General features: G+C 30.8%; 25 protein-coding genes and 1 riboswitch. Of the genes, 20 read left to right on the forward strand and 5 right to left on the reverse strand.

From position 1 onward, the window contains the following. Positions 1-56: 56 nt before the first annotated feature. Entirely contained in the window at positions 57-1,109 is a 1,053-nt protein-coding gene (locus tag N4A57_RS14150) for a type I phosphomannose isomerase catalytic subunit (RefSeq protein ID WP_293658647.1), read from the forward strand. 31 nt (positions 1,110-1,140) lie between these two features. On the opposite strand, the gene N4A57_RS14155 is transcribed toward N4A57_RS14150, so the two are convergent. Then, positions 1,141-1,569, reverse strand: coding sequence for a hypothetical protein (locus tag N4A57_RS14155; protein WP_293658648.1), 429 nt, complete (start codon positions 1,567-1,569; stop codon positions 1,141-1,143). A 14-nt stretch (positions 1,570-1,583) separates the two neighbouring features. Beyond that, positions 1,584-1,985: a hypothetical protein gene (locus tag N4A57_RS14160; protein ID WP_293658649.1), complete on the reverse strand. Its 402-nt coding sequence runs from the start codon at positions 1,983-1,985 to the stop codon at positions 1,584-1,586. A 175-nt stretch (positions 1,986-2,160) separates the two neighbouring features. Here N4A57_RS14160 and N4A57_RS14165 point away from each other — a divergent pair, with 175 nt between their 5' ends. Beyond that, positions 2,161-3,294 carry a hypothetical protein gene (locus N4A57_RS14165; RefSeq protein ID WP_293658650.1) on the forward strand — a complete coding sequence of 378 codons (1,134 nt, stop codon included), beginning with the start codon at positions 2,161-2,163 and terminating at the stop codon, positions 3,292-3,294. Beyond that, positions 3,295-4,149 carry a DMT family transporter gene (locus tag N4A57_RS14170; protein WP_293658651.1) on the forward strand — a complete coding sequence of 285 codons (855 nt, stop codon included), beginning with the start codon at positions 3,295-3,297 and terminating at the stop codon, positions 4,147-4,149. It abuts the gene before it with no gap. Between the two features lie 88 nt (positions 4,150-4,237). Here the strand turns inward: N4A57_RS14170 and N4A57_RS14175 are convergent, their stop codons facing one another. Continuing rightward, positions 4,238-4,855, reverse strand: a complete 618-nt coding sequence (locus tag N4A57_RS14175; protein ID WP_293658671.1) for a GTP pyrophosphokinase — start codon at positions 4,853-4,855, stop codon at positions 4,238-4,240. Between the two features lie 253 nt (positions 4,856-5,108). Here N4A57_RS14175 and N4A57_RS14180 point away from each other — a divergent pair, with 253 nt between their 5' ends. Together N4A57_RS14180 and N4A57_RS14185 are read left to right on the forward strand one after the other, a co-directional pair. After that, the gene (locus N4A57_RS14180) at positions 5,109-7,103 is read left to right on the forward strand and encodes a methyl-accepting chemotaxis protein (protein WP_293658652.1); all 1,995 of its coding nucleotides are present in this window, start codon (positions 5,109-5,111) and stop codon (positions 7,101-7,103) included. Between the two features lie 93 nt (positions 7,104-7,196). After that, the gene (locus N4A57_RS14185) at positions 7,197-10,853 is read left to right on the forward strand and encodes an S-layer homology domain-containing protein (protein WP_293658653.1); all 3,657 of its coding nucleotides are present in this window, start codon (positions 7,197-7,199) and stop codon (positions 10,851-10,853) included. Between the two features lie 25 nt (positions 10,854-10,878). On the opposite strand, the gene yyaC is transcribed toward N4A57_RS14185, so the two are convergent. Next, positions 10,879-11,421, reverse strand: a complete 543-nt coding sequence (yyaC, locus tag N4A57_RS14190; RefSeq protein WP_293658654.1) for a spore protease YyaC — start codon at positions 11,419-11,421, stop codon at positions 10,879-10,881. Positions 11,422-11,470: 49 nt separating this feature from the next. Beyond that, positions 11,471-12,187: a tRNA 2-thiocytidine biosynthesis TtcA family protein gene (locus N4A57_RS14195; protein WP_293658655.1), complete on the reverse strand. Its 717-nt coding sequence runs from the start codon at positions 12,185-12,187 to the stop codon at positions 11,471-11,473. A 269-nt stretch (positions 12,188-12,456) separates the two neighbouring features. Here N4A57_RS14195 and N4A57_RS14200 point away from each other — a divergent pair, with 269 nt between their 5' ends. The 15 genes from N4A57_RS14200 (at position 12,457) to fliB (ending at position 26,326) form a co-directional block, all read left to right on the forward strand. Further along, the gene (locus N4A57_RS14200) at positions 12,457-12,924 is read left to right on the forward strand and encodes a COG2426 family protein (RefSeq protein ID WP_293658656.1); all 468 of its coding nucleotides are present in this window, start codon (positions 12,457-12,459) and stop codon (positions 12,922-12,924) included. Positions 12,925-12,992: 68 nt separating this feature from the next. Beyond that, a riboswitch (SAM riboswitch) is annotated at positions 12,993-13,100 on the forward strand. Positions 13,101-13,275: 175 nt separating this feature from the next. Further along, a complete protein-coding gene (gene metK, locus N4A57_RS14205; protein ID WP_293658657.1) occupies positions 13,276-14,460 on the forward strand; it encodes a methionine adenosyltransferase in 1,185 nt (394 codons plus the stop codon). Positions 14,461-14,698: 238 nt separating this feature from the next. After that, the gene (locus tag N4A57_RS14210; protein ID WP_293658658.1) at positions 14,699-15,253 is read left to right on the forward strand and encodes a sigma-70 family RNA polymerase sigma factor; all 555 of its coding nucleotides are present in this window, start codon (positions 14,699-14,701) and stop codon (positions 15,251-15,253) included. Between the two features lie 91 nt (positions 15,254-15,344). Further along, complete coding sequence (locus N4A57_RS14215) at positions 15,345-15,905, forward strand: competence protein ComK (RefSeq protein ID WP_293658659.1); 561 nt, start codon at positions 15,345-15,347, stop codon at positions 15,903-15,905. 105 nt (positions 15,906-16,010) lie between these two features. Beyond that, positions 16,011-18,236 carry an SF1B family DNA helicase RecD2 gene (gene recD2 / locus N4A57_RS14220; RefSeq protein ID WP_293658660.1) on the forward strand — a complete coding sequence of 742 codons (2,226 nt, stop codon included), beginning with the start codon at positions 16,011-16,013 and terminating at the stop codon, positions 18,234-18,236. Further along, positions 18,229-18,954 (forward strand): ComF family protein, encoded by a 726-nt coding sequence (locus tag N4A57_RS14225; RefSeq protein ID WP_293658661.1) that lies wholly within the window; start codon positions 18,229-18,231, stop codon positions 18,952-18,954. The genes recD2 and N4A57_RS14225 overlap by 8 nt, the downstream gene beginning before the upstream one ends. A gap of 15 nt (positions 18,955-18,969) precedes the next feature. Next, on the forward strand, positions 18,970-19,383 hold the full coding sequence (locus tag N4A57_RS14230; protein WP_293658662.1) for a TIGR03826 family flagellar region protein: 414 nt from the start codon (positions 18,970-18,972) through the stop codon (positions 19,381-19,383). Positions 19,384-19,455: 72 nt separating this feature from the next. Next, positions 19,456-19,719: a flagellar biosynthesis anti-sigma factor FlgM gene (gene flgM, locus N4A57_RS14235; RefSeq protein ID WP_293658663.1), complete on the forward strand. Its 264-nt coding sequence runs from the start codon at positions 19,456-19,458 to the stop codon at positions 19,717-19,719. 115 nt (positions 19,720-19,834) lie between these two features. Further along, a complete protein-coding gene (locus N4A57_RS14240) occupies positions 19,835-20,326 on the forward strand; it encodes a flagellar protein FlgN (protein ID WP_293658664.1) in 492 nt (163 codons plus the stop codon). Positions 20,327-20,332: 6 nt separating this feature from the next. Further along, positions 20,333-21,760 carry a flagellar hook-associated protein FlgK gene (gene flgK, locus N4A57_RS14245; protein WP_293658665.1) on the forward strand — a complete coding sequence of 476 codons (1,428 nt, stop codon included), beginning with the start codon at positions 20,333-20,335 and terminating at the stop codon, positions 21,758-21,760. Between the two features lie 98 nt (positions 21,761-21,858). Then, positions 21,859-23,808, forward strand: a complete 1,950-nt coding sequence (gene flgL, locus N4A57_RS14250; RefSeq protein WP_293658666.1) for a flagellar hook-associated protein FlgL — start codon at positions 21,859-21,861, stop codon at positions 23,806-23,808. Between the two features lie 30 nt (positions 23,809-23,838). Continuing rightward, positions 23,839-24,387, forward strand: a complete 549-nt coding sequence (locus N4A57_RS14255) for a DUF6470 family protein (RefSeq protein ID WP_293658667.1) — start codon at positions 23,839-23,841, stop codon at positions 24,385-24,387. A 14-nt stretch (positions 24,388-24,401) separates the two neighbouring features. Continuing rightward, positions 24,402-24,827, forward strand: coding sequence for a flagellar assembly protein FliW (fliW, locus tag N4A57_RS14260; protein WP_293658668.1), 426 nt, complete (start codon positions 24,402-24,404; stop codon positions 24,825-24,827). 3 nt (positions 24,828-24,830) lie between these two features. Then, positions 24,831-25,055, forward strand: coding sequence for a carbon storage regulator CsrA (csrA, locus tag N4A57_RS14265; protein ID WP_293658669.1), 225 nt, complete (start codon positions 24,831-24,833; stop codon positions 25,053-25,055). A 29-nt stretch (positions 25,056-25,084) separates the two neighbouring features. Next, positions 25,085-26,326: a flagellin lysine-N-methylase gene (gene fliB, locus N4A57_RS14270; protein ID WP_293658670.1), complete on the forward strand. Its 1,242-nt coding sequence runs from the start codon at positions 25,085-25,087 to the stop codon at positions 26,324-26,326. Positions 26,327-26,542 lie beyond the last annotated feature (216 nt).

A 26,542-nucleotide genomic window follows, 5' to 3' on the forward strand; every position in this document is an offset into this window, starting at 1 on the left:
ATAATTTCCCCCTTTTGACCAGCTAACAGCTAACAGGTCAAAAGGGGGAAATTATCATGTATCCACTTAAATTTTATCCCCTATACAAAGAAAAGGTATGGGGTGGAAATAATATTCAAAGATATTTTGGCAGAAATATAAGTGAAAAATTACCCATAGGTGAAAGTTGGGAAATTTGCTGTCATGAACATGGTACTAGTTTAATACAGAATGGAAAATATAAAAACATATCCATGGCAGATTTAATAGAATCTAAGGGACAGTATATATTAGGGGAAAAACATGAAGAATATGCTAAAAATTTTCCCCTATTGATTAAATATATAGATGCAAATGATAAATTATCAGTACAGGTGAATCCAGATGATAAATACACAAACTACAGAGTTGAGGAAACTGGAAAAGCTCAAATGTGGTATATAGTAGATGCAATGGAAAATGCTAAAATAATATATGGTTTAAAGGAAGAGTGCAGTAGAGAGGAATTTATAGAAGCTGTAATGAACAATTCCATCAAGGATACCCTAAACTATATAAATATAAAGTCAGGAGATGTACTATACATTCCAGCAGGCACAGTCCATGCCATATGTGAAGGAACTTTCATTGCAGAAATTCAGCAAAATAGTGATACTACCTATAGGTTATATGACTGGGATAGGCTTGGATTAGATGGAAAGCCTAGGGATTTACACATAAGAGATGGCATATCAGTTGTAAAGCATGATGGAAAAAACAATAAGGCCCAGGGATATACTTTTAGTAATAGGGACTATGATAAAACTATATATGTATCTTGTAATGAATTTACCATGGAAAAGATAGATGTAAAAAGAAAATATGTAGATAATTTGAATGAAAATATATTCAAAATATATATGTGTTTAGATGGGGATTTACATATTGTATATAATGATAATATGGAAATCTTAAAATCTGGTGAAACTATTTTAATGCCAGCTAGCCTAGATAATTATAAAATACTGGGAAGTGGTACCTTAATAAAGACATATATTCAAGAACCTATGGAAGTGGCTAAGAGATTAAATTCTATGGGAGCTACTAGGGAAGATTTATTAAAAATAGAAGGTCTTAATAGGATAATATAGAAAAGATTGCATAAAAAATCTAACCAATCAACTATTGGTTAGATTTTTGCTTTTTTAACTGAGTTATTTGAAACCAATTGTTAGCAGAAACTTCTTCCACAATGACGAAATCCTTTTTTATAGATTTGATATCACCCTTTATATAATTAATATCCATACTCATTTGATCTATCTTAGCACTTTGTACATCAGTTTTATGAACTAGAGCTTTTAAAATACTAGTATTTTCTTTTACTTGAGATTCTAACCCATCAAATCTTGTCTCTAATCCATCAAATCTAGATTCCAGACCATCAACCTTAGATTCTAATCCATCAAATCTAGATTCCAGACCATCAACCTTAGATTCTAATCCATCAAATCTAGATTCCAGACCATCAACCTTAGATTCTAAGCTATCAAATCTAGAATTAATTTCTTCTTTAAATTCTTTTAAAAAATTAAATATTTCTTTATCCATAAGTAATCACCTCCCTAAATTTTATAAAAAAGTTTTAATCTAGCTATGTCAGAACTATTATCATAAGTATTTACTTGTAACTTTCTAACATCAACTTTCAATTCTTGAATATGCTCCGTATTTCTAAAGACTTGATCATGGGTAGAATCAAGTTTTGTCTCAATTCTTTCTTGTCCCATTTTCAATTCCTTAATATCTCTTTCCATATTATTCATTCTAGAATCCATGTTGTCTAATCTAGAGTCCATGTTGTCTAATCTAGAGTCCATGTTGTCTAGTCTAGAGTCCATGTTGTCTAATCTAGAATCAATCTTATCTAATCTAGATTCCATAGATTGAATTTTAGAATCCATAGAATCAAATTTTCCGTTTAAAGAACGGATTTCATTTAAAATAATTTCTAAGGTTTTTTCCACAAGAGCACCTCCTTTATGTAAATTATAACATAGATATATTTAGTAAAGAATAAAAAGGGAAACATATTAATATGTAATATATTACAATTAATCTCAACAAATTACAAACAACTTGACATGGGAATATAAAAAAACTATACTCAAAACAGTTGATAGAATATAAAAGGAGAATCTTATGAAAAATAGATTTAAAGTCATAGAAGGATACAAAGATAAAGAAATAAAAAAAGAGTATAAATTTGTAAAGGCCATGGCTACTAATACTCGATTAATGGGAGTTGTGGGAGTATATATACAATGGAAAGATCATGAACAAAATAATTTTCACCAATTATTTCACCTAGACTATGAAGAATATGGAATAGATAATTATAAAGGAGTAACAGAAGATAATATATTGAAAACAGAAATACTAAAAATGATGGGAGGCCTAGGAGGAGATTTAGTAGAAATAACCCTTGAGGAAGCTAAATTTCTAATAAAAAAGGCCATAGAAAAAAATCCTGTTGAAAGTAAAGAATGGATAGATCAAATAGAAAACTTTCATATGATAGATAGAGATAATGGATTAAATGAACAGGAAGAAATATTACTACTAAATAAAATATGTATAGAAGTATCTAATACTAATGAACTAATAAATTATTATATTATGAGAAGTGTAGGCATTGATAGGGATGGAATAAGGTATTTATCTAATAATGAAATGAAAATAGATTTTGTAAAAAAGCCATCCATATTACTTAAGAATACTGTGGAAAAGTTAGAAGAAGATAAATATATAGTAGAAAGTATAATAGATTTAAACGGCAAGTATAAACTAGTGGTGTCTGAGATAAGATTAAAGAATAAGAAGGTATACAACATTGAAATTAAGAGCCAAATGAGAATAAGCCCTCAAGAAGCAGCCTTTTCCTTAAGGAAGAGAGAATATATCATGCTTTATTTGATTAAGGATAAAAGTAAATTTTTAGAGTTAATAGAGAAGAAGAAACCCCATGGTATGATTAATGATTATGAAGGGGGAACATTGATTACTGAATTTAACTCTAATAACAATCATGTAAAAGAAGACATATATTATTTAAGTGGAGACATAAGGGGAATATACTATATAACAGATTCAAATCAGTTAGTAGTAGGAGCATATGATGAAAAAAGGGCAGCTAAAATAAGTGAAGAATTAGAAGTAGAATATAAAGACCTATTAATAAATATTAAAAATATACATTTAGAAAATAGTATAATATATCAGTTTGTTCACAGTGGGGAAACGAATATATTAGATTTTATATATGAGGATAAATAAATGAAAGCAAAATATATGATGATAGTAGCAATAATAGCCATATCCTTTTCATCCATATTTATAAAAATGTCTCAAGCTCCCCCTTTAATAATAGCATCCTATAGACTAGGAATAGCAGTAGTTATCATGTTACCTATGATAATTTTAAAACATAGGAAAGAACTGAAAGCAGCAAATACAAATACTATAAAATGGTGTGTAATAAGTGGAATAGTTTTAGCTCTACACTTTTTAACCTGGGTAACATCTTTAAAATACACATCCATAGCAAGTGCAGTAGTATTAGTAAATACCTCTCCCATATTTGCCGTAGCTGGAGGATATGTTTTCTTTAAGGAAAGATTAAATAAAAAGGCAATAATAGGTATAATAATAGCTTTCGTAGGAGCAACTTTAATATCTGGAGGAGATTATACCTTAGGTAGTAACATAATCTGGGGAGATTCCTTAGCTATAAGTGCTGCATTATTCTTTGCCATATATTTATCTATAGGGAATAAAGCTAGAAAGGAACTAAGTGTAAATAGCTATACCTTTATAGTTTATTCAGTTGCCTTTATAACTTTAATAATAATAAGTATTATTATGAAGGTACCTCTACACCCATATCCGTTGAGGGAATGGTATATATTTTTGGCACTAGCTGTAGTGTGTACCCTATTAGGCCATAGTGTATGTAATTGGGCCTTAGAATATTTATCGGCCATTTTTGTATCTACAGTGGTATTGGCAGAGCCCATATTCTCTATAGTGTGGGCGGCTATAATATTTAAAGAAATGCCATATATATGGCAAATAATAGGTGGAATTATTATATTATGTGGGATATACACATATGTATCTAATGAAAAATGATAAAAATCCCCCTTGGAAGAAGAAAACCAAGGGGGATTTTTGTATAAAGAAATTAATTTTATAGTTAAAAGCATTAACTGTAATAAATTTATTTGTATTGGGCCATTTTATTTTTTATATCTAGCATCCTATAATCAAGATGGGTGATCACATCGGCACATTCCTTTAATTGATCCGTTATACCTTCTGGAACAAATTTATTAAATTTGTAAAATATCTTATGTTCAAGGCTTGCCCAAAAGTCCATGGCGATGGTTCTTATTTGAATTTCCACCTTAATTGGGGCTGTCCTATCAGAGAGAAATACTGGGATTTCCACGATAAGATGTAAGCTTTGATAACCATTGGGCTTGGGATTTTTGATATAATCCTTTATCTCTATAATATTTACATCACTTTGTTTTTCTATTAATTCATAAATTGTATAAATATCCGATGTGAAGGAGCAAATGATCCTGATTCCTGCAATGTCATGGATATATTTCCTTGCATTTTCAAGGGTAACTTCATGGCCCTTTCTACTTAGTTTAGATACTATGCTGTTAGTAGATTTCACACGAGATTTAATGTGTTCAATAGGATTGTGTGAATGGATAAATTGAAATTCCTCATTTAATATACTAAGCTTGGTGTTTACTTCACTTAAAGCAAATCTATAGAGTAATAGCAAATTATTCCATTCAATCCTATCTCCTGGTATTTTCATTGGTTTCAAAATATAATCACTCCTGTTTAAATTTGAAATTGAAGAATAATATATTCATTATATCATATAAGAAAAGGTAAACTTTAAAATTTCATATATGGATGGAAAATTATGTGTGAGGAAAATCCTTAGTTTATAGTAAAAGATCACTAAAAGTGTAGAAAAATAGAGAAAAACATAGAAATACCATGTGGAAGATGGTATAATTTTACAAAGAATCAAGAAAAAACTATATAGTACGGAGGATGGACATATGAAAAGCATAAAAAACATATTAATGGTTTATATCTTTTGCTTAGTATTAGCAATTACCAGTATATTAGGTATATCAGCTTATATGAATTCTTCTAAGGCTCTTCTATTAAATGAGAAGAAGAATCTATTAGCCATAGCAAAGGAGTCATCAAAAGTATTTGAAAGTCGCATAAAGGCAGAATTAAATAAACTAGAGAAAATTGCCATTAGGGATGAGGTTGTAAATTCTCAAATATCCATGGAAGAAAAGATGGTTTTTTTAAGGAAAGAAATGTCCATATATGGATATAATATAATGGATATTATTGATACTAATGGCCACGCTTTAGCTACAAATGGAAAAACTTATAAACTAAAGGAAAGAGGATATTTTAAAAAAGCAATTAATGGGGAAAGTAACGTATCTAATCCTATATTAAGTGTAGAAGATGGATCGAGTGTAATAGTATTGGCAGTTCCCATAAGGGAAAATGGAATAATAACAGGTGTCCTTGCTGCTGTGAAAAATGGAGATTTTTTAAGCAATATGATTAATGATGTGAAAATTGGTGAAACTGGATATGCTTATATGACAGATGAAAAGGGATTTGCAGTAGCCCATAGGGATAATAAATTAGTAATAAATAGGTATAATGTACTAGAAGATGTGGAAAATAATCCAGATTTAGAAGAAATTGCAAATCTCACAAGGAGAATGATTAATGATGAAATAGATACGGGAGAGTATGATTTTAGGGGACAAGAAAAGTTTTTGGCATTTACTCCTATTGAAGGAACTAATTGGAAGTTGGCCATATCAGTTACTCAAGACGAAGTATTAGGAGAACTAGATACTTTAGGAGAAAGGATCCTATTATGGACGGCAGTAGTATTAGTATTAGGATTAGGAGTGGCCTATTTATTAGGAACACGAATAGGAAAACCTATAGGATTAGTTACAGATCAGGCAAAAAAATTAGCAAATGGTGACTTAAGTAATAATATGGAAGAAAAACTATTAAAGAGAAAAGATGAAGTAGGTCAGCTGGCTAATGCATTCAATCTAATGAATGATAGTTTTAAGAATATGGTCAATAGTATTAAAGATAGTTCAGAACAATTACATATATCGGCAGAAAACTTTATAAAGGTATCAGAAGAGATGTCTTATGCTTCAGAGGATGTATCTAAAACGGCAGAGGAAATAGCCACAGGTGCTACAAATCAGGCTAGGGATACGGAGAATGGTTCAGAAAAATTAAATGAACTAGGTGAAGATATAGAAAAAAATCAAGAATATATGAAGGAATTAAATGAAAGTATAAAAAGGGTAGTAATTTCTGTTGAAGAAGGATTAAATATAGTAAATGATTTAAATAAAAAGGCAGAAGAAAGTGATAAAGCTGTAAAGGACGTATACAATGGCATATTAGAAACTAATAGAAGTTCAGAAAAAATTGATGAAGCCAGTGAAGTCATTAGCTCCATAGCAGAACAAACTAATTTACTTGCCCTAAATGCTGCCATAGAAGCGGCAAGAGCTGGAGATGCAGGTAAGGGATTTGCAGTAGTTGCAGAAGAAATAAGAAAATTAGCAGAACAATCATCCCTATCTACTAGTCATATAGATGAAGCTGTCAGTGAACTTCAAAGAAATTCTAGTGCTTCAGTTCATACTATAGAAAAGGTACTAGGTATAATAGAAGAACAACAGGTAAGTACTAAAAATACAGGTGAAAAATATAGGGAAATAGAAACCCATATAGATAGTACATCCCATAGTATTGAGAAATTGAATGAAGCTTCTAAAAATATGGAGAGCAGAAAAGAGTCTCTACTAGATGTGATGGGAAATCTATCGGCAGTAGCCCAACAAAATGCCGCATCCACAGAGGAAGTATCCGCATCTATGGAAGAACAAAGTGCTACCATGGAGGAAGTGGCTAATTCTAGTAGAAGTTTAAGAGATTTATCTAGTAGTTTAAAAGAGAATATTTCAAAATTTAAAATATAACTAATATGAAACCTGGAGAATTTTCTCTAGGTTTCATATTTTGACAAATTACGACACAATATGTATGGTATTCTACAATTTGGAGGGATGTAGATGAAAATATATTTTAGAAGAATTTGTGCCAGCATGCTGATTTTATCCATGCTATTTCCAGTAACTTATGCTAGTTCAGATAATAGCGTAAATAAGATTGTAACAATTGGAATTAATGAAAAATTAATAGGAGATGAAGCTCCTGTAATAAGAATCGAAAATTATGACAATGATTTTGATGATAGTGAAACTATTGTATTAAAATTAGAAAATGCTCACTGGTTAGATGATGAGGATTTTGAAAGTGGTACCTTTGAAGAAAATATGAATAGGGATTCTTATATAACAAAATGGGGAGAAGAGACTGTTGGTAGTAGTGTATATATAGAAAAGAAGAATGAAACTACTATTCATGCTAAAGTGCATAATGTAGGTAAAGAAAACCAAGTGAGAATCCCTTTATATAGCAAACCATTAGATGAGGGTGATATGATAGTAATAACAGATAGCAAGAGTTGGGTTATTACACAAGAAAGTATAACCTATGCTAGAGTATCAAAGGAAGGGACTATTATATCAATTGATGATATGGGCACTTTTAAGGATAAAGCCATATTTAATATATATCCCATTGAAATAGAAGAAGTTGCCAGTGGCAGTTTTCCAAATAAGGAAGGAACTATAAAAATAAAACTAAAAGAAGGTTTTAAATGGGTGGAACCAGGCTATATTGATACGGATGATTTTATAGGTAAAAAGGAAGTAAATATAGTAGACGACAATACTTTAAATATAGTAGTGGATTTTTCAAAAAAGGTTAATAAATATATTTGTGGTAATGTTGAACTGAAAAATGCAAAGATAGAGGCCACAGACGAGATAAACAACTATGAAGAACAAACAGTAGTACTTGAAATATCAAGTGAGAATATAGACGCTATAGATATAACAAGTATTTGGGGAGCACACCACACTAAGGATAAAATGATATATCACTTAGATTCAGAAAAAGATTTCTTAGTAGAACAAAAGGTAGACCAAGTAGATATAAGTTTTAATAAGTTACAATTAAAAAATGATTATACAGTAGTGGATTTGTTAGACGGACAAGGTGATTATAATTGGATAGTTACAGAAGAAAGTAGATTTGAAAAGGCATATGATTTTCCAGAAATGGAGAAAAAATATAAAATAAACAACGGAAAATTAATAATAGATAAAGCACTTAAAAAAGGAAAGTATGTTATATTTTCACCAGAATTAATGGAAAGATTAGTCTGCGACAAAGTAAGTAAAGATGATTTGAAGTTAAAAATTCAATTAAATGAAGACACTAAAAGTAATAAACCTGTTGCTCCAACTGAGCCAGAAATTATGATTCCTGATATAAGGGTAGACAAGCAAGTAAATATTACTGTAAGTACAAAACTAGTAGAGCCATTAGCACCTAAGTTAATAATTAAAAATGAATATGGGGATTTTGATGATGAGGAAACTATTGTGTTAAAACTTGCCAATAGTGAATGGTTAGAAGATGATGATTTTAAACATGGCACCTTTGAAGAAAGTATAAATAGAGATTCCTACATATATAATAATATTGAGGATAGTAGTGTAGATATAGAAAAGATAAGTAATACTAAAATTAAAGTTAAAGTGAAAAATCTAGAATATAAGGGTATGTTAATGATTCCATTATATAGTAAAGCACTAGAACAAGGTGAAATGACAGTAGAAGTGGATGTAAGGTCTGGGTCAAGTGGGACATTAAGATATGCTAATGCATGTAATGAAGAGACTACAATAACAATTGCTAATATAGCTGATTTTAAAGACAAAGATATATGCAATGTATATCCTATTGAAATAGAGGAAGTTGCTATAGGTAGTTTTCCAGATAAAGAAGGGATTATAGAAATAAAGTTAGAGGAAGGATTTAAGTGGGTAGAACCAGGATATATTCATCTATGGGAGTTCTATGCAGAAGAAGAAGTGAGAATAATAGATGATAGAACTTTAAATATAGTTGTAGATTTTCCAAAAGAAATAAATAATAGTTATTTACATGGCATTTTATTAAAAGATGCTAAAATACAAGCATTAGACCAAGTTAATAATTATGAAAAAAAAATAGCACAAATTACAATATCTAGTGATAATATAAATGCGATAGAGAATACAACTCTTCAGGTGGCAAAACATGAAAAAGATAAAATGATATATAATTTTCAAAAAGATTTTTCAGTAGAACAAAAGACAGATGAAATACAAATCAATTTAAAAAAATTACAATTAAAAAATGATTATACAGTAACAGATTTAGTATATGGAAAAGTAAATTATAATTGGGTTGTAGTAGAGGAAAGTAATTTTGAAGAAGTGTACAATGCATCAAACAGTCAGCAAAAATATAAAATTAATAATGGAAAAATAATAATAGATAGACCTCTTAAAAAAGGAAGTTATGTTTTATTTTCACCAGAATTAATGTCAAGTCTAGTTTGTAAGAAAATAAACAAAGATGATTTAAAGTTAAAATTTCAATTAGATAAAGATACCATAGAAAGTGGTAGTTCTGGAAGCTCTGGAGGCTCATCAAGTGGTGGATCAAGTGGTGGAGGCGGTGGTGGTTCCTCTAAACCAAAGGTTAATATATCAGAAAAGAGAAATAAAGCAAGTGCTAAAATAGATAAAAAGAATATGGATACATTTATTAAAAAGGCAAAAGATGATAGTTATATTAATGTACCAATTACAACGAACGAAGAAAAAGTAGAATTAATTTTAGACTCAGACATATTAAAGAAAGTTGAGAAAGAAATAAGAATGGAAAATAAGGATTTGGTAATGGTCCTTAAAAAAGATGTATTAGATAATCTAAAAAAACATAACAAAAATATAAGTATGGAAATTAATAAAAAAACCATGTCAGAGACTATGAATACCCTAAAGGGAAGTAAATATTCTAAGATATATACTCAAGTATTTAAAGTGAATGCAAGTGAAGATATAGGAAGAATACCAGTTATATATAATACGAAAATCCAAAATAAAAAAATGACTAATGTATTTGTACTAGGTAAAGACAAGAAACTACACTTTGTACCATCTACAGTAGAAGAAAATTCTATAAAATTTGAAGCAGATAAGGACAAGGAATATGTAATAATAGAAAAAAATATATCATTTAATGACTTAAATAGTCATTGGGCTAGGGACGCAGTAGAAAGTCTAGCTTCCAAGAATATTATATCAGGCTTTCAAAACGGAGAGTTTAAGCCAGATGATAATTTAAATAGAGCTCAAATGGCAACTATTTTAGTAAAGGCTCTAGGTCTTGACACATTTAATGAAGATAATGATAAAGTATTTGAAGATATGGACACTACTAATTGGGCAAGTGAGTATGTATATCTAGCCAAAGAGAATGGATTAATAAATGGAGTAGGAAATAATAAATTTAATCCAAATGGAAACATAACAGGAGAGCAATTAATTCAATTGGCCATAAATGCATATGAGAATAATAATGAGAAAATAGAAGTGACAAAGGAAGAAATAGAAAAAATAAGTGGTTCTAGTGATTGGGCAAAAGTTGCCATAGCTAAAGCCAAAAAATTAGGACTTGAGGATAATATACTAGAACAATTATCATACAAGGGCAATGGAAAGAGAAGCCAGGCGGCTGGAATTATAAGTGAATTGATTAAAGACTAGGCCTTATGCCTAGTCTTTTTATGTATTAACTCAACAAACTTGCTTCAAGTATGGCATTGACTATGGTCATGGCCATATTTCGAACTAGACTTAGTCGAACTGTGTGGATAGAAAAACAATCGTCACTATGGTATTTATCCACTATGCCAATAATTGACGAATGACCAACACTTGGTAACTTTTTACCCACACCCTTACCAGGAAATATGGGACCCTGTTTCACATGGATATTTCCAATTAATTCAGCTTTTCCAAGACAGGCATCTATGGCAAGTTGCTTATAATCAGGATAATGTTCTTTTATATATTTCATATGCTTTTTCAAGTTCACTGCATGGATTGGATTATCTAGGGTTCCAAAGACAGGAAAACGACAGTTTCTTTCCTTTAAAAGAGTTCCTACCAGCGGACCTAAGGCATCTCCGATACACCTATCTGTACCTATACATATTATGATTGTGGATTCACTTAGCTTTTCCCTTATTGAATGGGTTAATTTAACTGAAGCTTCTTCACTCGTATGGTGGATGCGAGTGATTAATTGGGATTTTAAATAGTCTAGTTTCAAAGAGTACACCCCCCCTATTATATATACAGATAATAGGGGGCATATATGACTACTTTTTAAACCATAAATACATTTGATCTTTATTTTCTAGGGCACGTAATATGTTTCCACGTACATTTGGAATGTCCTTTTCTATACTACTAATTAATCTTTTAGCATATTCTCGCTTGGTCTTTTTATCAGCAGGACAAGGACTTTCTACTACTGGTATATCATGTCTTTTAACTGCTAATATAATATCCTTTTCATAGGCATACATGAGGGGACGAATCATGGTTAAGTCCTTTCTATCTAAGTATGTTACGGGTTCAAAGGTATTTAGTCTTCCCTCATAAAACATACTTAAAAACAAGGTTTCTATGGCATCATCACCATGGTGGCCTAAAGCCAATTTAGTTACTCCTAGCTCCTTACAAAGATTATGAAGTCTACCACGTCTCATACGAGCACATAGGGAACAGGGATTTTTTTCTTTTCTTTCTTCAAATATGACCTTTCCTATTTGGGTTGGCACTACCACATGTTCTATTCCTAATTCATTGCAGAATTTTGTCAGGGGACTTATGTCGAATCCTTCAAATCCTAATGTTAAAGTTAAAGCTTTTATTTTGAACTTTGCTTTAGAAAAGTTTTGATACAATCTTAAAGCATAAAGTAAAGCAGAACTATCCTTTCCACCAGATATACCTACACCTACCACATCTCCATCCTCTATCATATTGAATTCTTCAACTGCTCTTTTAACGCATCCTACGATTTTTTTCATTAATTTCTTCCTTTCTTTATGGTTAGCAGTAGGCGGTTAGCGGTAAAAGACTTGACAACACATTACTATTATCTCACCATTGCAACAGCTAACAGCTAACAGCTAACAGCTAACAGCTAACAGCTAACCATAAACTTTTAAATATTATAATTAATTATATGTTAATTTCATTTATATTAAAAGTAAATTAAAAGAGTCCGATTCTTCTTTAACTCTACATACATATATTATATAATTAAGTTTAGAAAATTCTTTAAAGGAGTAATTGAATGATTAATTTACTAAATTATATGTCAAAGGAAATGGTAGTTCTTTTAGTGGCAGCTGTGCCTGCAGTTGAGCTAAGGGGAGCCATACCATTTGGGATATCCATGGGAGTAGATCCAATAAAGGCCATAATAATAGGGATGATAGGAAGTATGATTCCTGTACCTTTTCTATTAATATTCTTAGAACCTATTTTTGAAAAGCTTAGGAAAAATTCATATATGAAGAAGATAGTGGACAAATTAATAAATAGAACTATTAAAAGGACAAGTACTGTCCATAAATACAAGGCCATAGGACTATTATTATTTGTAGCAGTTCCCATACCTACAACTGGAGTGTGGACAGGGGCCATGGCAGCATCACTTCTTAAGATAAGATTTCTTCCAGCCCTTATAAATATATTCATAGGAAATACTATAGCTGCCCTTATCATTGCTTATTTAAGTAATGTGGTGGCAAGTATATAAATGAAAAAAGTTGTTGACATAATTCTACATAAATGTTACTATAAATTGAAAAATATAATAAAAGCAAATCCTTATTGCGAGTGGCTGAGGGAATAGGCCCTATGATGCCCAGCAACCGGTGTTTTACACGGTGCTAAATCCTACAAGATTATTAAAATAATCTTGAAAGATGAGGACAAGAATAATTTTTAAATTATGATGCCTCTTCTTTGGGAAGAGGTTTTTTTAATGTTTTTAAGGTAAAACTATAAAGGAAAATAATACAGGTGGTTGGTGAGAGATTATATAAAATTTTCACTATGTAATTTGTCACCAGTTACCTGAAAATAATAAAAACTAGGAGGTTTTAAAATGGCAAGAAGATTATTTACTTCAGAATCTGTTACAGAGGGACATCCAGATAAAATATGTGACCAAGTATCAGATTCCATATTAGACGCAATTTTTGAAAAGGACCCGAATGCTCGTGTGGCAGCAGAAACTTCAGTTACTACAGGATTAGTATTAGTAGCAGGAGAGATTACTACTAATTGTTATGTGGACATTCCTAAGGTTGTAAGAAAAACTATCAAAGAAATCGGATATGATAGAGCTAAATATGGATTTGATAGTGAGACTTGTGCAGTCCTTACTTCTATTGATGAACAATCACCAGATATTGCTATGGGAGTAGACAAGGCATTAGAATCTAAAAAGGGTCAAATGGAAGATGAATTAGACACGGGAGCAGGAGATCAGGGATTAATGTTTGGTTTTGCGTGTGACGAAACACCAGAGCTTATGCCAATGCCAATTTCCCTTTCTCACAGATTAGCTAAGAAATTATCTGATGTGAGAAAAGATGGTACATTAGAGTATCTTCGTCCGGATGGAAAAACTCAAGTAACGGTAGAGTACGTAGATGGAAAGCCAGTAAGAGTAGATACTATAGTTATATCAACTCAACATGCACCAGAAGTGGAACAACCAACTATTGAAAAGGATTTAATTGAAAATGTAGTTAAGCCTATTGTACCAGTAGAACTTTTAGATGGTGAAACTAAGTACTTCATAAATCCAACTGGAAGATTTGTTATAGGTGGACCTCAAGGTGATGCAGGCCTAACAGGAAGAAAGATCATCGTGGATACTTATGGTGGATATTCAAGACATGGTGGTGGAGCATTCTCTGGAAAAGATCCTACAAAGGTTGACCGTTCAGCTGCTTATGCGGCTAGATATGTGGCTAAGAACATTGTTGCTGCAGGACTTGCTCATAAGTGTGAAATAGAACTTGCTTATGCTATAGGTGTGGCAAGACCAGTATCCGTATTAGTAGAAACTTTTGGAACTGGAAAGATTGCAGAAGAAAAAATTGAAGAGCTAGTTAACAAGCACTTTGATTTAAGACCAGCTGCAATTATTAGGGATTTAGATTTAAGAAGACCAATTTATAAGCAAACTGCTGCTTATGGTCACTTTGGAAGAACAGATGTGGATCTTCCATGGGAAAAGACAGATAAGGCTGAAATCTTAAGAAAAGAAGGTTTAGAATAGGGATAAAAGGAGCGAAAATTTTTCGCTCCTTTTATTTTTGCATATATTAACATGGTTAAGAGATTAGAGTTAAGGGTTTAGGGAGGAAATCTCTTGACTCTTAACTCTAAACCCTTAACCATTTTCTATAAGTTGAGATTCACTTTTTATAAGTGGTCATTTAACAAAACCTCTATTTGTAAGTAGAATAAAGTTGTGCAAATAAAAGAGGAACCGGTTCTTCATTGGAGGATATTCTTTGGAATATAGAATGAAGGACCTTTTAGAATTGGCTAAAGTTGGAGATCAGGATTCAAAATTAAAGATAATTGAAAATTTAAGACCATTAATCATTAGCTCCATAAGAAAGTATAACTATACTAATGAATTATTTGAGGATTTGTATGAGGATGGGAAAGTAGAAATACTAAAAAGTATTAAGGAATTTAGGGAATATGAAAATAGGCCATTTTTGGGATACGTAAAGATAAGACTTAAGTATATGTATTTGAATAAAAGCAATAAAAGAAGATTAGATACGGTGCCTATAGAAAAGAAAGGAGAGAAGGAATCCCTATTAGAGATTCTTGAGTCTGGAGAAAATATTGAGGAGAACTTTATTAAAAAAGAAAGAATTGATGAAATAATAAAGGCTATAGAAAAATTAGATGAAACTTCTAGGAAAATAATTTGTTGTTATTATGTTAAAAAGATGAAGTTAAAAGACATATGTATCACTTTGAATTTAACTTATCATAGGGGGGCAAAAATGAAAGTAAGGGCCATAAAGGAAATAAAAAATGAAATTATTTGAAAAAATTACCATTGAAATGTGGATTTTTTCTGGTATATTAGGTATAATGAATACGAACATATGTTCGAAAAGGAGAAAGGGAGGTAAGATTATGGAAAGAATAGAAAATATACTAGAGGAATCCATAATAGCTATAATTCCCATATATGATAAGGGCAATGGAACTAACATAATAACCATGGAAAATAGCCATATAGAGTATAAAAGAGTAAGAACTGTTTTAAGGAGAATATGTAATGAATATGCACTACATTTAAGTGCATTTAGAAGAAAATATGGAAAAGTTATAAATAAGAGATTAGGAATTCCCATAGTAATAAATGAAGAACTCATACTAGTTCCCTTTAAAACTAGAAAGCCTAAGTTTCAAAACGATGGAGCTTATGGATATGTGAATTTTCATTTTGTAAAAGAAATGCTAGAGGATGGAAGGCACACTAAATTAATAATGGAAAATGGACATGAAATAGATGTACTACAAAGAATCCATAGTGTAAAAAGGGATTTTAACAATGTAAAGCTCATATTAAATGAAAATACGAAAAAAAATCCCATGTCCTATGAATTGGGACAAGTAGCTACTGTGGAGCATATAGGTAGATTATATATGGAAATCATGGAACTTAAGGAAATGATAAAGGAAATGAAATAGATAATACTTTCCACTTTAAAATAATCTAATTGTATAATATATTTATATATAGAAAAGATTAAATATATTAACATATAAATCCATATCTCCATAGGAGGAAAAGAAATGTCCATAGAAATAGAAGGTGTTTTAACAGAAATAATATTTAAAAATGAAGATAATGCCTATACGGTGGCTTTAATAGAAAATCAATTAGAACAAATAACTGTGGTAGGGTATATGCCCGTAATAAATGATGGGGGTACATATGCTTTTAATGGAAAATGGATAAAGCACCCTACCTATGGTGAACAATTTGAAGTTATAAGCTACAAAGAGATTACTCCTAATACTATAGAGGGAATAGAAAAATATTTATCATCGGGAATAATAAAGGGAGTAGGCCCTAAAATGGCTAAAAGAATAGTGAACAAATTTGGGAAAGATACCTTAGATATAATGCAATCTAATCCAGCTAGACTTATGGAAATAAGTGGTATAGGCAAGTCTAAATATGAAAAAATTATGGAGAGTTTTAAAGAACAAAGAAATCTAAGGGAACTCATGATGTTTTTGCAACAATATGGAGTAACTCCTGCCTATGCCATAAAAATATATAAAAAATACGAAGATGAAGCAATAAAACTAATACAAGAAAATCCCTATAGACTAGCAGATGAAATAGTAGGAATAGGATTTAAAATAGCAGACTCCATAGCAAAGAAAATGGGTATAGACCCCACGTCCCCCTATCGAATAAGATGTGGAATAAAATACATATTAAACAATTGTTCATTAGAAGGGCACACCTATGTTAAAAAGGATAATTTAATAAAGGACGGAAGCAGTATATTAACTGTCCCTAAGGGTTTAATAGAAGATACTTTAGTAAAGCTTACTATAGACCACGAAATACATATGGAAAATATAGATGGAGAAATATGTGTATTTGAAATGTCCCTATTTTATTCTGAAAGTTATGTTTGTAGAAAGATCATAGACATGGCCAGTGTAAAAGTTAATCATATATCAGATAACATAGAAGAGGAAATAAAAAAAATAGAAGAAATAGAAAATATAAACTTAGCGAGTAAACAAAAACTTGCCATAAAGTCAGCATCTGAAAATGGAATCCTAATCATAACGGGAGGGCCAGGAACGGGAAAGACCACAACTATAAATAACATAATAAAAATATTAGAAGATAATAATCTATCCATAGCCTTAGCTGCTCCTACGGGAAGGGCTGCTAAGAGGATGAGTGAAACCACAGGGAGAGAAGCCAAGACAATCCATAGATTACTAGAGTATTCATACATGGAAGGAGACAATAGACTAGGCTTTAATAAGGATGAGGATGAGCCCTTAACAGAAGATGTAGTGATAATAGATGAAATGTCCATGGTTGACATAAGGCTTATGCATGGTCTTATGAAATCATTACCCCTAGGAACTAGGCTTATCCTTGTGGGAGATGTGGACCAACTACCCTCTGTAGGCCCTGGTAATGTCCTTAGGGACATTATAGAAAGTAAATTAATAAAGGTAGTTGAGTTAAATGAAATATTTAGACAAGCTAAAGAGAGTATGATTGTGGTAAATGCTCACAAAATAAATAGGGGAGAATATCCTAAATTAAATAAAAAGGAAAAGGATTTTTTCTTCATGTCCAGGAAAAATCAAGAGGACATGGTAAAAATAATAAAGGATCTTAGTAAAGAGAGATTACCAAACTTTAAAAAATGTGATCCCATAAAGGATATACAAGTATTAACTCCCATGAAAAAGGGAACTGTAGGCATGTACAATTTAAACAATACACTACAAAGTGTATTAAATCCTGAAGCACCCTACAAGATAGAGAAGGAAATGAAGGATAAAATTCTCCGTGTGGGAGATAAAATAATGCAAATGAAAAATAACTATAATTTAAAGTGGAAAAATATGAATAGCCAAGAAGAAGGAGTAGGCGTATTTAATGGAGATTTTGGGTATATTGATTTTATAGACAAGGAAGAAAAGGAAGTACATATAATATTTGACGAAGAAAAGGTAGTAAAGTATGATTTTAGTCAATTAGATGAAATAGAACTGGCCTACGCCATAACTATCCATAAGAGTCAGGGCAGTGAATTTCCCATAGTCATAATGCCCATATCCTTTGGTCCACCCATGTTACTTACTCGGAATCTACTTTATACGGCAGTTACCCGTGCTAAGGAATTAGTAGTAATGGTAGGTGTTGAGTCTGGCCTTAAAAACATGGTGGATAACCATAGGATAAGAAAGAGAAATTCAGGACTTTTAAATAAATTAAGAAAATTTGTAGATGCAGGTGTTATTAATGATTAAAAGTATTGTGGACTTTTTACTAGACCTAATATATCCAAGAAATATATATTGTATCATGTGTAAAAATCCCATTCATACTACAGAAAAATATTCCTTATGCAAAAATTGTCACAAAAAAGTGAATTGGGTAAATAATAGTTGTGAAAAGTGTGGTAAAATTATTAGTATACATAAGACTACTAATAGGTGTTTTGATTGTATTAACAATGATCATATCTTTGAAAAAAATATGGCCTGTGTATTATATGATGATAATACTAAAAAATTAGTACATAATTTCAAGTTTAGTAAAAAGACCTATTTAGCATATCACATGGCAGAAATAATGGGTGACAAACTTTTAAAAAGTAATTTAGAAATAGATTATATGATACCTGTACCCATCCATAAAAACAAGAAGAGAAAAAGGGGATTTAATCAATCAGAGCTTTTATGTAAATATATAAGTAAAAGAACTAATATAAAAACAGATTATAAAACCCTAATTAAATATAATGAAACCTTAGAGCAAAATAAATTAAATAAAATGGAAAGGCAAAAAAATTTGAAAAATGCCTTTAGAGTTGTACACAATGAAAATATGGTAAATAAAAATATATTATTAGTAGATGATGTATTTACAACAGGAAGTACAATAGATGCCTGTTGTGATAGTCTGAATAAATTAAAACCTAAAAATATTTATTCTATAACCTTTTCCATAGGAAAAAATACATAAGATAGGTGGGATAGTATGGCTGAATTAAAGAATTGTAAAAAATGTGGAAGGATATTTCAATATACGGGAATTACAAAAATTTGTGAAAGATGTAGAAGAACAGAGGATGAAAGCTTTAAAACTGTGAGGGAATATATATATGATAATCCGGGAGCCAATTTAGCTGAGGTGTCAGAAGAAACGGGAGTTGAAGAGGATACGATTTTAAGATATATAAGACAGGGCAAGCTTGAAATAGTAAGTGAAAATTCATCCCTTTTAATAGAATGTGAACGTTGCGGAAAGGGAATTAAAACAGGTAGATTTTGTGATGTATGTGTGGAAGAGATGCGAAAGGGTTTATCGCCAGATATAAAGAAGAAAGAAAAACCAAAGAAAAAAGAGATTGATAAAAATAAAATGTTTACTGCCAGTATGAAAAAAAAATAAATATATGTTAAGAGAACACTTCTCTTTACCGATACTATTAATAAGGTAATTGGTAGAGCGAGGTGTTTTTTTATGAAAATAAATAATATAGGAAATATAAACAAAATAATGAAGGCTTATGATAAACCTATAAAAGCAGATAGTAAAAAGTTTAAGCAAGAAGAGGATAAAATGGATATTTCTCAAAAGGGTAGGGATTATCAGGTGGCATATGGTGCCTATAAAAAATTGCCACAGATAAGAGAAGAAAGGGTCCATGAAATAAAAGAGAAAATAGAAGCAGGTTCTTTTAATGTTTCCATGGAACAGGTAGCAGATAGGATATTGAAGGGATAATTATTGTGTGGGAAATTGGTTTTATTGTTACCTTCGTAGGCAATTTACTGTATGGATGGAACCTTTTTAGTTTATTAATCTATAACCAAATACATTAGAAACGTAGGTGATCTAAATGAGTAAGTCTACTGAACAATTAATAGTCATATTAAAAAAAGAGTGTGAAGTATATGAAGAGTATATGAAGATAGCGGATGAAAAAACTAGACTTATTATAGATAAGGAAATAGGTTCTTTAGATAAGATGACTATTAAGGAAGAAAAAATAATAGGAGAAGTAAGTAAAATCGATAGGGTTAGGAATCTAATAATAGGAAATCTGTTAAAGGAAAAAAATATTCATAAAGTAGATAAGCTAGAAGAGATTATACAGATGGTAGATAAAAAATATTCTAAAGTATTAGTAGATTTAAAAAATAGATTAGAAAAAATATTAACGGAAATAAAAAGACTAAATGATTTGAATGAAAAATTAATTAATCAATCCCTCGATTACATAGAGTTTAATGTGAACTTATACACGAGTTTAAAAAATACACAGGTAGTTTATAAGGGAAATGATAGGGATGAAAAATATTCAAATAGTTTTTTTGATGGGAAAGGATAAGATAATATGAGTTCAACTTTTTTTGGATTTAATATAGCCGTAAGTGGACTTCACGCAAGTCAAAGGGCCCTATATATAACAGGACATAATATAGCCAATGCAAATACGGAAGGGTACTCTAGACAACGCCTTGAAGTGAAATCAGGAAACCCCCTTCCTATACCAAACTCACAGGGAATGTTAGGAACGGGAGTAGAAACGGATGCAATTATTCAAATAAGAAATAAGTTTTTAGATTTAAAATATAGAAGTGAAAATCAAAACCTAGGGGAATGGGCAGCTAGAAGTGAAATATTAGAAGGGGTAGAGCTTGTCATGAACGAACCCTCTGATTCTGGAATAAGAAAGGTCATGGATGAATTCTTCCAAAGTTTAGAAAAATTAAGTTCAAATCCAGAAGATCAAACAGTGAGAGCCCTGGTTAGGGAGAAGGGCATAGCCTTTACTACTACCATAAATAGGATGGGTAATCAATTTAGGAAAATGCAACAAGATATAGATTTTAATATAAGGGCCACTGTGGATGAGATAAATGGATATGGAAAGAGTATAGCTGCTTTAAATGATCAAATATTTAGAGCTGAGTTAGATGGGTCTAATGCCAATGATTTAAGGGATCAAAGGAATTTATTATTAGATAAACTATCAGAACTGGCAGATATTCAAACTATAGAGGACAGTCAAGGTAAATTACAAGTTTTAATAGGTGGTAATCAACTTGTAAATCATAATAAATCTGAAGAATTAGTATGTGAAAATAGAAAGATTTTAAATAATGATGCAGATGCTCCTAATTTAGGGGAAGTAATGTGGAAAAATGGATCAAGTATTAATATTCGTACAGGAAAATTAAAGGCATTAATAGATGGAAGAGATAATATAGATGGAGATAAAAAGGGTATTCCCTATTATATGGAAAGGTTAAATGAGTTTGCAAGGGGATTTGCAGATGAAGTAAACAAAGTCCATGAAAAGGGATATGGATTAAATGGAGATACTGGAATAAAATTTTTTGAGTATGACCCTAAATATCCATCTAATACTATTAAGATAAGCGATGACATTGACGGGGATTTAAATAAAATAGCAGCCAGTTCAACAAAGGAAGGATTGCCAGGTGATGGTAAAAATATCCTTGCAATGAATAAATTAAAGGATAAGGGAGATATGTTTAAGTGGGGGAAACCTGGAGATTTTATGAACTCCCTAATAGCTAACTTAGGTGTTGATTCGGGTCAAGCTAAGAATATGAGTAAAAATCAAACGGTGTTAGTGGAAGAAACAAACAGAAAAAGACAATCCGTATCAGGGGTTTCCTTAGACGAAGAAATGAGTAATATGGTAAGATTTCAACAAAGTTATAATGCCAATGCTAGAATGATTACCACTATGAATGATATGTTAGATACTATTATTAATAGGATGGGAGTATAATTAGGGTGACGGGTAACAGGTGATCGGTGACAGGATAAAATTAGCTGTAACCTATGACCGTAAACTCGTCACCTAAAATTTTAAAAGGAGTTATATTTATGAGAATTACAAATAATATGATGATTAGTAATATGATGAGAAATTTAAATAATCACATGATAAATATGGATAAGCTTGATAATCAGGCGAGTACTGGAAAGCGTATAAATAAACCATCAGATGATCCTGTAGGCATGTCTACAGTATTAAGACTTTCATCAGATATATCTGGCCATGAACAATATAAAAAGAATATAGATGAGTCCTTATCTTGGCTAGATGCCAGTGAAACGGCCATAACTCAATTAAAGGATGCCCTACAAAGGGTAAGGGAATTAACTGTAAGGGCATCTAATGGTACTTTAACAGCGGAAGATAGGGCTGCCACGAAAAAGGAAATATCACAGTTAAAGGAACAAATTATATCTATTGGAAACACTAACTTTGCAGGAAAATTCCTCTTTTCTGGATATAATACTTTAGATGAGCCCTTTGAAGAAGTGGAAGTTACAATAGATGGGAAAACTGTGAAAAGATTAAAATATAATGGTAAGTTCTTATCTCCAGGAGGAGCAGTAGATCCTAGTATAGATGATACTAAATTTAAAGAATTTCTTTTGAATAAGTTAAATAAGGAACTTACGTCTAAAGAGTTAGAACAGGACAAGCTAATTGAAATAGGAACTAGAAATTATATGGATGTTAATATAACAGGAGATGAATTAGTTCAAATAGGTTTTTTAGGAACCTATGATACTTTAACTAGATTAGAGATGGCACTAGATAAATCAGATAGTGAAAATTCTGTTTTTTATAAAGAAGGATTTGTTGAAAGTGATTTTGGAACGGATAAGGTAAGTGGTAGTATAGACTATACTAATGTGAATACCTTTAAAACTTTTAGTATAAATATAGGTGAGGACACTATAAAGATAGAACTTCCTAAGGGGGCAATTACTGTAGCAGATATACAAGCTGAAATAGATAAAAATGAGTTTTTAAAGAATAAGGGAATAAAAGTAATAAAAGATGGAGCTGACGTGAAATTCACGGGAAATGTGGAATTTTCTGTAGAAGCAAAGGAGTTAAGTACATATAAAGTTAATATTACAAGTCCAGATTTAGACAATGCTAGTGGAAATAAGAAGATAATAATAGATGGAATAGAATTAAATCTACCTAAAAAAGCTCTAACTACGGGTGACATTCAAACTGCTATAGATTCCCATAAGGAATTAAAAGATAAGAATATAAAGGTTAATGGTAGCTTGAATTTTGAAGGAGATGAAGAATTTAAGATAGAAGGGAATATAGGTTCTAGTGGTGCTAATATATCAGAAACAGGAACTCAGACAGTTGAACATTCAGCAAATGAAGCCTCTAAATATAGAATATCACCAATAGTAGTAGGTGACAAATTAGAGGGAATCATGGAAAGTCCAGTTGGTGGAATTAGTTTTAATGTGGATGGGAACCTTATAAAGATACCTATGGGAACCTATAATATGGATACCCTATCTGGAAGAAATAAGCTTGTAGGTATAATACAAGATCAACTTAAAGCAGCTAGTTCTAATGTAAAGGTTAAAATGACTGATGACAATAGGATAATGTTTATAGGAGATAAGAAAGAGCCTACGGGAACATTTAATGACTTTACTGTAACATCTACTACTAAATTAGGATTTGCTGTAGATACAACCTCTGATAAGGCCGTTGTAAAAAAACAAGAACTAGAAACTACAGATATATTAGGGGACATAGATAAAAATATGACTAATATATTGTCCATAATATCGGATATAGGTGGAAAAACTAATAGATTAGAATTAGATCAAAAGCGTACAGAGGATAATATACTTAACTTTAATAAACTATTATCTAAAACTCAAGATGTGGATATGGCAGAGACCATAATGAAAATGAAAATGGAAGAAAGTGTATATAGAGCAGCCCTATCTATAGGTGCTAAAATAATACAACCAAGTTTATTAGATTTTATTAAGTAAGCTAAGAGTTTAGGGTTAGGAGGTTTTATCGTGCCTTTAAAAGTAAATACTACACCTGCATTAATAGGTATAGAAACTAGAAATGCCACTTTAGAAATAAAGCAACATAAAGCAGATTTGACAATGAAAAGAGAACCACTGGAAATGAAAATAGAAAAAAAGGATAGTGAGATTCAAATAGATCAAAGTGTATGCTTTAGTGAATGTGGAAATAAGAAAATATTTGACCTCATAAAGCATTCGGCTCAAATGGGAAAACAAAAGTCCATGGAAGCCATAGGGAAGATCTCATCAGAGGGAAATGAAATGATGAGAATAGAAAATGATGGTGAGCCCATAAAAAATATAGGTGTAAATAATGCCTTTCCTAAGAAAGATTATAATATAGGGTTCATACCTAAAAGTAGACCTAAAATAACAGCCACAAAAGCAGAACATAAAATAGATTTTGAAGGTGGAAAAACTAATATAGATGTGAAGGTAAATAAACCTACAATAAATTATAATCAAGGAAAAGTAGATATTTATTTAAGACAAAAACCTAGCATAAATATAGAATATGTAAACGATAAAATATAATGGAGGACATGGTTATGTTCATAGAAACTAAACATTTTGGAAAAATAGAAGTTATAGAAGAGAATATAATTAATTTTGAAGAGGGATTATTTGGTTTCGAAGAGTTAAAAAAATATTTATATATTTCAAATGAAGATAAGGAAAATCCTTTCAATTGGATTCAATCTATTGAAAATCCAGATTTGGCATTTGTCATAACGGATCCATTTATATTCAATAAGGAATATGATTTTTATTTAGATGAAGCCATACTAGAAAAACTTAAAATAAGTAAAAAGGAACAGGTAGGAGTATACTCTATAGTAGTTATTCCAGAAAATATTAAAAATATGACAATGAATTTAAAAGCCCCTATAATAGTAAATATAGAAGAGTGTAGGGCAATGCAAGTGGCCCTAAAGGAAGATTATCCTATAAAATATAAAATCCTTGAGGTGTAGATCATGTTAGTTCTGTCGAGAAAAGAAAAGGAAAGTATAATCATAGGTGAAAATATAGAATTAACCGTACTAGGAATAGAAGAGGGAAAAGTGAAGTTAGGAATAAAAGCTCCTAGGTATGTATCTATCCATAGAAAAGAAGTATATTTAGAAATTCAAGAAGAAAATAAAAAGGCAGCCAGTGGAATTGTGGATTTAGGGGACTTGAAAAAAATTATGAGAAAATAGAAAAGTTTTTGGATGAGGAGCGTTTAAAGTTGGCAAATAAAAAGAGAATTGTACTACAGCCAGAATATATGAAATCTTTTAGATGTATAGGTGCAAATTGTGAAGATAGTTGTTGTATTGGTTGGAGAGTAAATATAGATAAAGAAGCCTATTTGAAATATAAAAAAATAAATCACAAGGAACTAAAACCAATATTTAGCAAAAATATAAGTAAAATATCCAATAGCAAATCACCTTATTCCTATGGGGAAATTGAATTAGATTTAAAAGGGAGATGTGCCTTTTTAGATGAAGAAAATCTTTGTAGAATCCATGGGACACTAGGGGAAGAGTATTTGTCATATACTTGTGCAACATATCCCCGATGTGTACAAATGGTAGATGGCGGGTTTGAAAGATCTGCTAGCATGTCTTGTCCAGAAATAGGAAGGTTAGCTCTATTAAATCCAAAGGGAATGGCTTTTGAACAAATAGAAGAAGATTCTAATATTAGAATGTTATTTTACAATAGAATAGATACAGCGGGTTATTTGGATTCAAATAGACTTGAAAAATATTTTTGGGAAATCAGAATGTTTAGTTTAAGTTTATTACAAAATAGAGATTACAATATGGGAGAAAGACTAATAATACTAGGAATTGTTTATAAGGAAATAGAAGAATTATATGAAAATGGATTAGCAAAAAATGTACCTGCTACTTTGGAAGAAATGGGAAAAGTAATAGAGGCAGGAATTTTGAAAGGAGAATTAGAAAAGGTACCTATTAATATTAAAGTACAAATGAGAATAGCACAAGAGTTAATACAAAAGAGAATATCAAATGGGTTAACGAATGAGAGATATGTTGAATGTGTAAATGAAATGTTCCTTGGACTAAGTTATAACGAGAGTGTAAAAGATGAAGATATATTAAAAAAATATGAATATAACTATAATAAATATTTAGCTTCATATTTAAAAGAGAAAGAATATATTATAGAAAATTATTTAGTGAATGAATATTTTAAAGAACTTATGCCCTTTGGAAAATTTAAATCCGTATGGGATTCATATATATTCCTATGCGTTTTATACAGTATGGTTAAACTTCACCTTATTGGCTTAGGAGGGTATCATAAGGGCTTAAATGATGAACTAACCTTACAATTAATCCAAAGTTTATCAAAACAAATATTGCATAATAGCAAATATATTGAAGAAATTATATCCTTACTAAAGGATAATAAATATGACAGTCTAGGGGATATGTCAATACTTGTTAAAAATTAACTAGAGTACCTGGTTAAATATATTTATAATAGAATAAATATAAAAGTATAAAAAAAGTTCGAAGAAACTATAAGGTATTATTAAATACTACCGATAAATATAGTGTAAGGAAAAATTGATCAATAAAGGTGAGAAAGGAAGCTCACTAAACAAAACTCAAGGAGGAATAATTATGAGAATTAACAACAACTTAATGGCAGTAAACACACACAGACA

Origin of the sequence: Anaeromicrobium sp., from assembly GCF_025210435.1 — a bacterium.
Taxonomy (GTDB): domain Bacteria; phylum Bacillota; class Clostridia; order Peptostreptococcales; family Thermotaleaceae; genus Anaeromicrobium.

Bases quoted from the DNA above. Each gene is read 5' to 3' on its own strand.
- N4A57_RS14150 (WP_293658647.1), top strand. From the start codon at position 57: ATGTATCCACTTAAATTTTATCCCCTATACAAAGAAAAGGTATGGGGT.
- N4A57_RS14155 (WP_293658648.1), bottom strand. From the start codon at position 1,569: ATGGATAAAGAAATATTTAATTTTTTAAAAGAATTTAAAGAAGAAATT.
- N4A57_RS14165 (WP_293658650.1), top strand. From the start codon at position 2,161: ATGAAAAATAGATTTAAAGTCATAGAAGGATACAAAGATAAAGAAATA.
- N4A57_RS14170 (WP_293658651.1), top strand. From the start codon at position 3,295: ATGAAAGCAAAATATATGATGATAGTAGCAATAATAGCCATATCCTTT.
- N4A57_RS14175 (WP_293658671.1), bottom strand. From the start codon at position 4,855: ATGAAAATACCAGGAGATAGGATTGAATGGAATAATTTGCTATTACTC.
- N4A57_RS14180 (WP_293658652.1), top strand. From the start codon at position 5,109: ATGAAAAGCATAAAAAACATATTAATGGTTTATATCTTTTGCTTAGTA.
- N4A57_RS14185 (WP_293658653.1), top strand. From the start codon at position 7,197: ATGAAAATATATTTTAGAAGAATTTGTGCCAGCATGCTGATTTTATCC.
- N4A57_RS14195 (WP_293658655.1), bottom strand. From the start codon at position 12,187: ATGAAAAAAATCGTAGGATGCGTTAAAAGAGCAGTTGAAGAATTCAAT.
- N4A57_RS14200 (WP_293658656.1), top strand. From the start codon at position 12,457: ATGATTAATTTACTAAATTATATGTCAAAGGAAATGGTAGTTCTTTTA.
- metK (WP_293658657.1), top strand. From the start codon at position 13,276: ATGGCAAGAAGATTATTTACTTCAGAATCTGTTACAGAGGGACATCCA.
- N4A57_RS14215 (WP_293658659.1), top strand. From the start codon at position 15,345: ATGGAAAGAATAGAAAATATACTAGAGGAATCCATAATAGCTATAATT.
- recD2 (WP_293658660.1), top strand. From the start codon at position 16,011: ATGTCCATAGAAATAGAAGGTGTTTTAACAGAAATAATATTTAAAAAT.
- N4A57_RS14225 (WP_293658661.1), top strand. From the start codon at position 18,229: ATGATTAAAAGTATTGTGGACTTTTTACTAGACCTAATATATCCAAGA.
- N4A57_RS14230 (WP_293658662.1), top strand. From the start codon at position 18,970: ATGGCTGAATTAAAGAATTGTAAAAAATGTGGAAGGATATTTCAATAT.
- flgM (WP_293658663.1), top strand. From the start codon at position 19,456: ATGAAAATAAATAATATAGGAAATATAAACAAAATAATGAAGGCTTAT.
- N4A57_RS14240 (WP_293658664.1), top strand. From the start codon at position 19,835: ATGAGTAAGTCTACTGAACAATTAATAGTCATATTAAAAAAAGAGTGT.
- flgK (WP_293658665.1), top strand. From the start codon at position 20,333: ATGAGTTCAACTTTTTTTGGATTTAATATAGCCGTAAGTGGACTTCAC.
- flgL (WP_293658666.1), top strand. From the start codon at position 21,859: ATGAGAATTACAAATAATATGATGATTAGTAATATGATGAGAAATTTA.
- fliW (WP_293658668.1), top strand. From the start codon at position 24,402: ATGTTCATAGAAACTAAACATTTTGGAAAAATAGAAGTTATAGAAGAG.
- csrA (WP_293658669.1), top strand. From the start codon at position 24,831: ATGTTAGTTCTGTCGAGAAAAGAAAAGGAAAGTATAATCATAGGTGAA.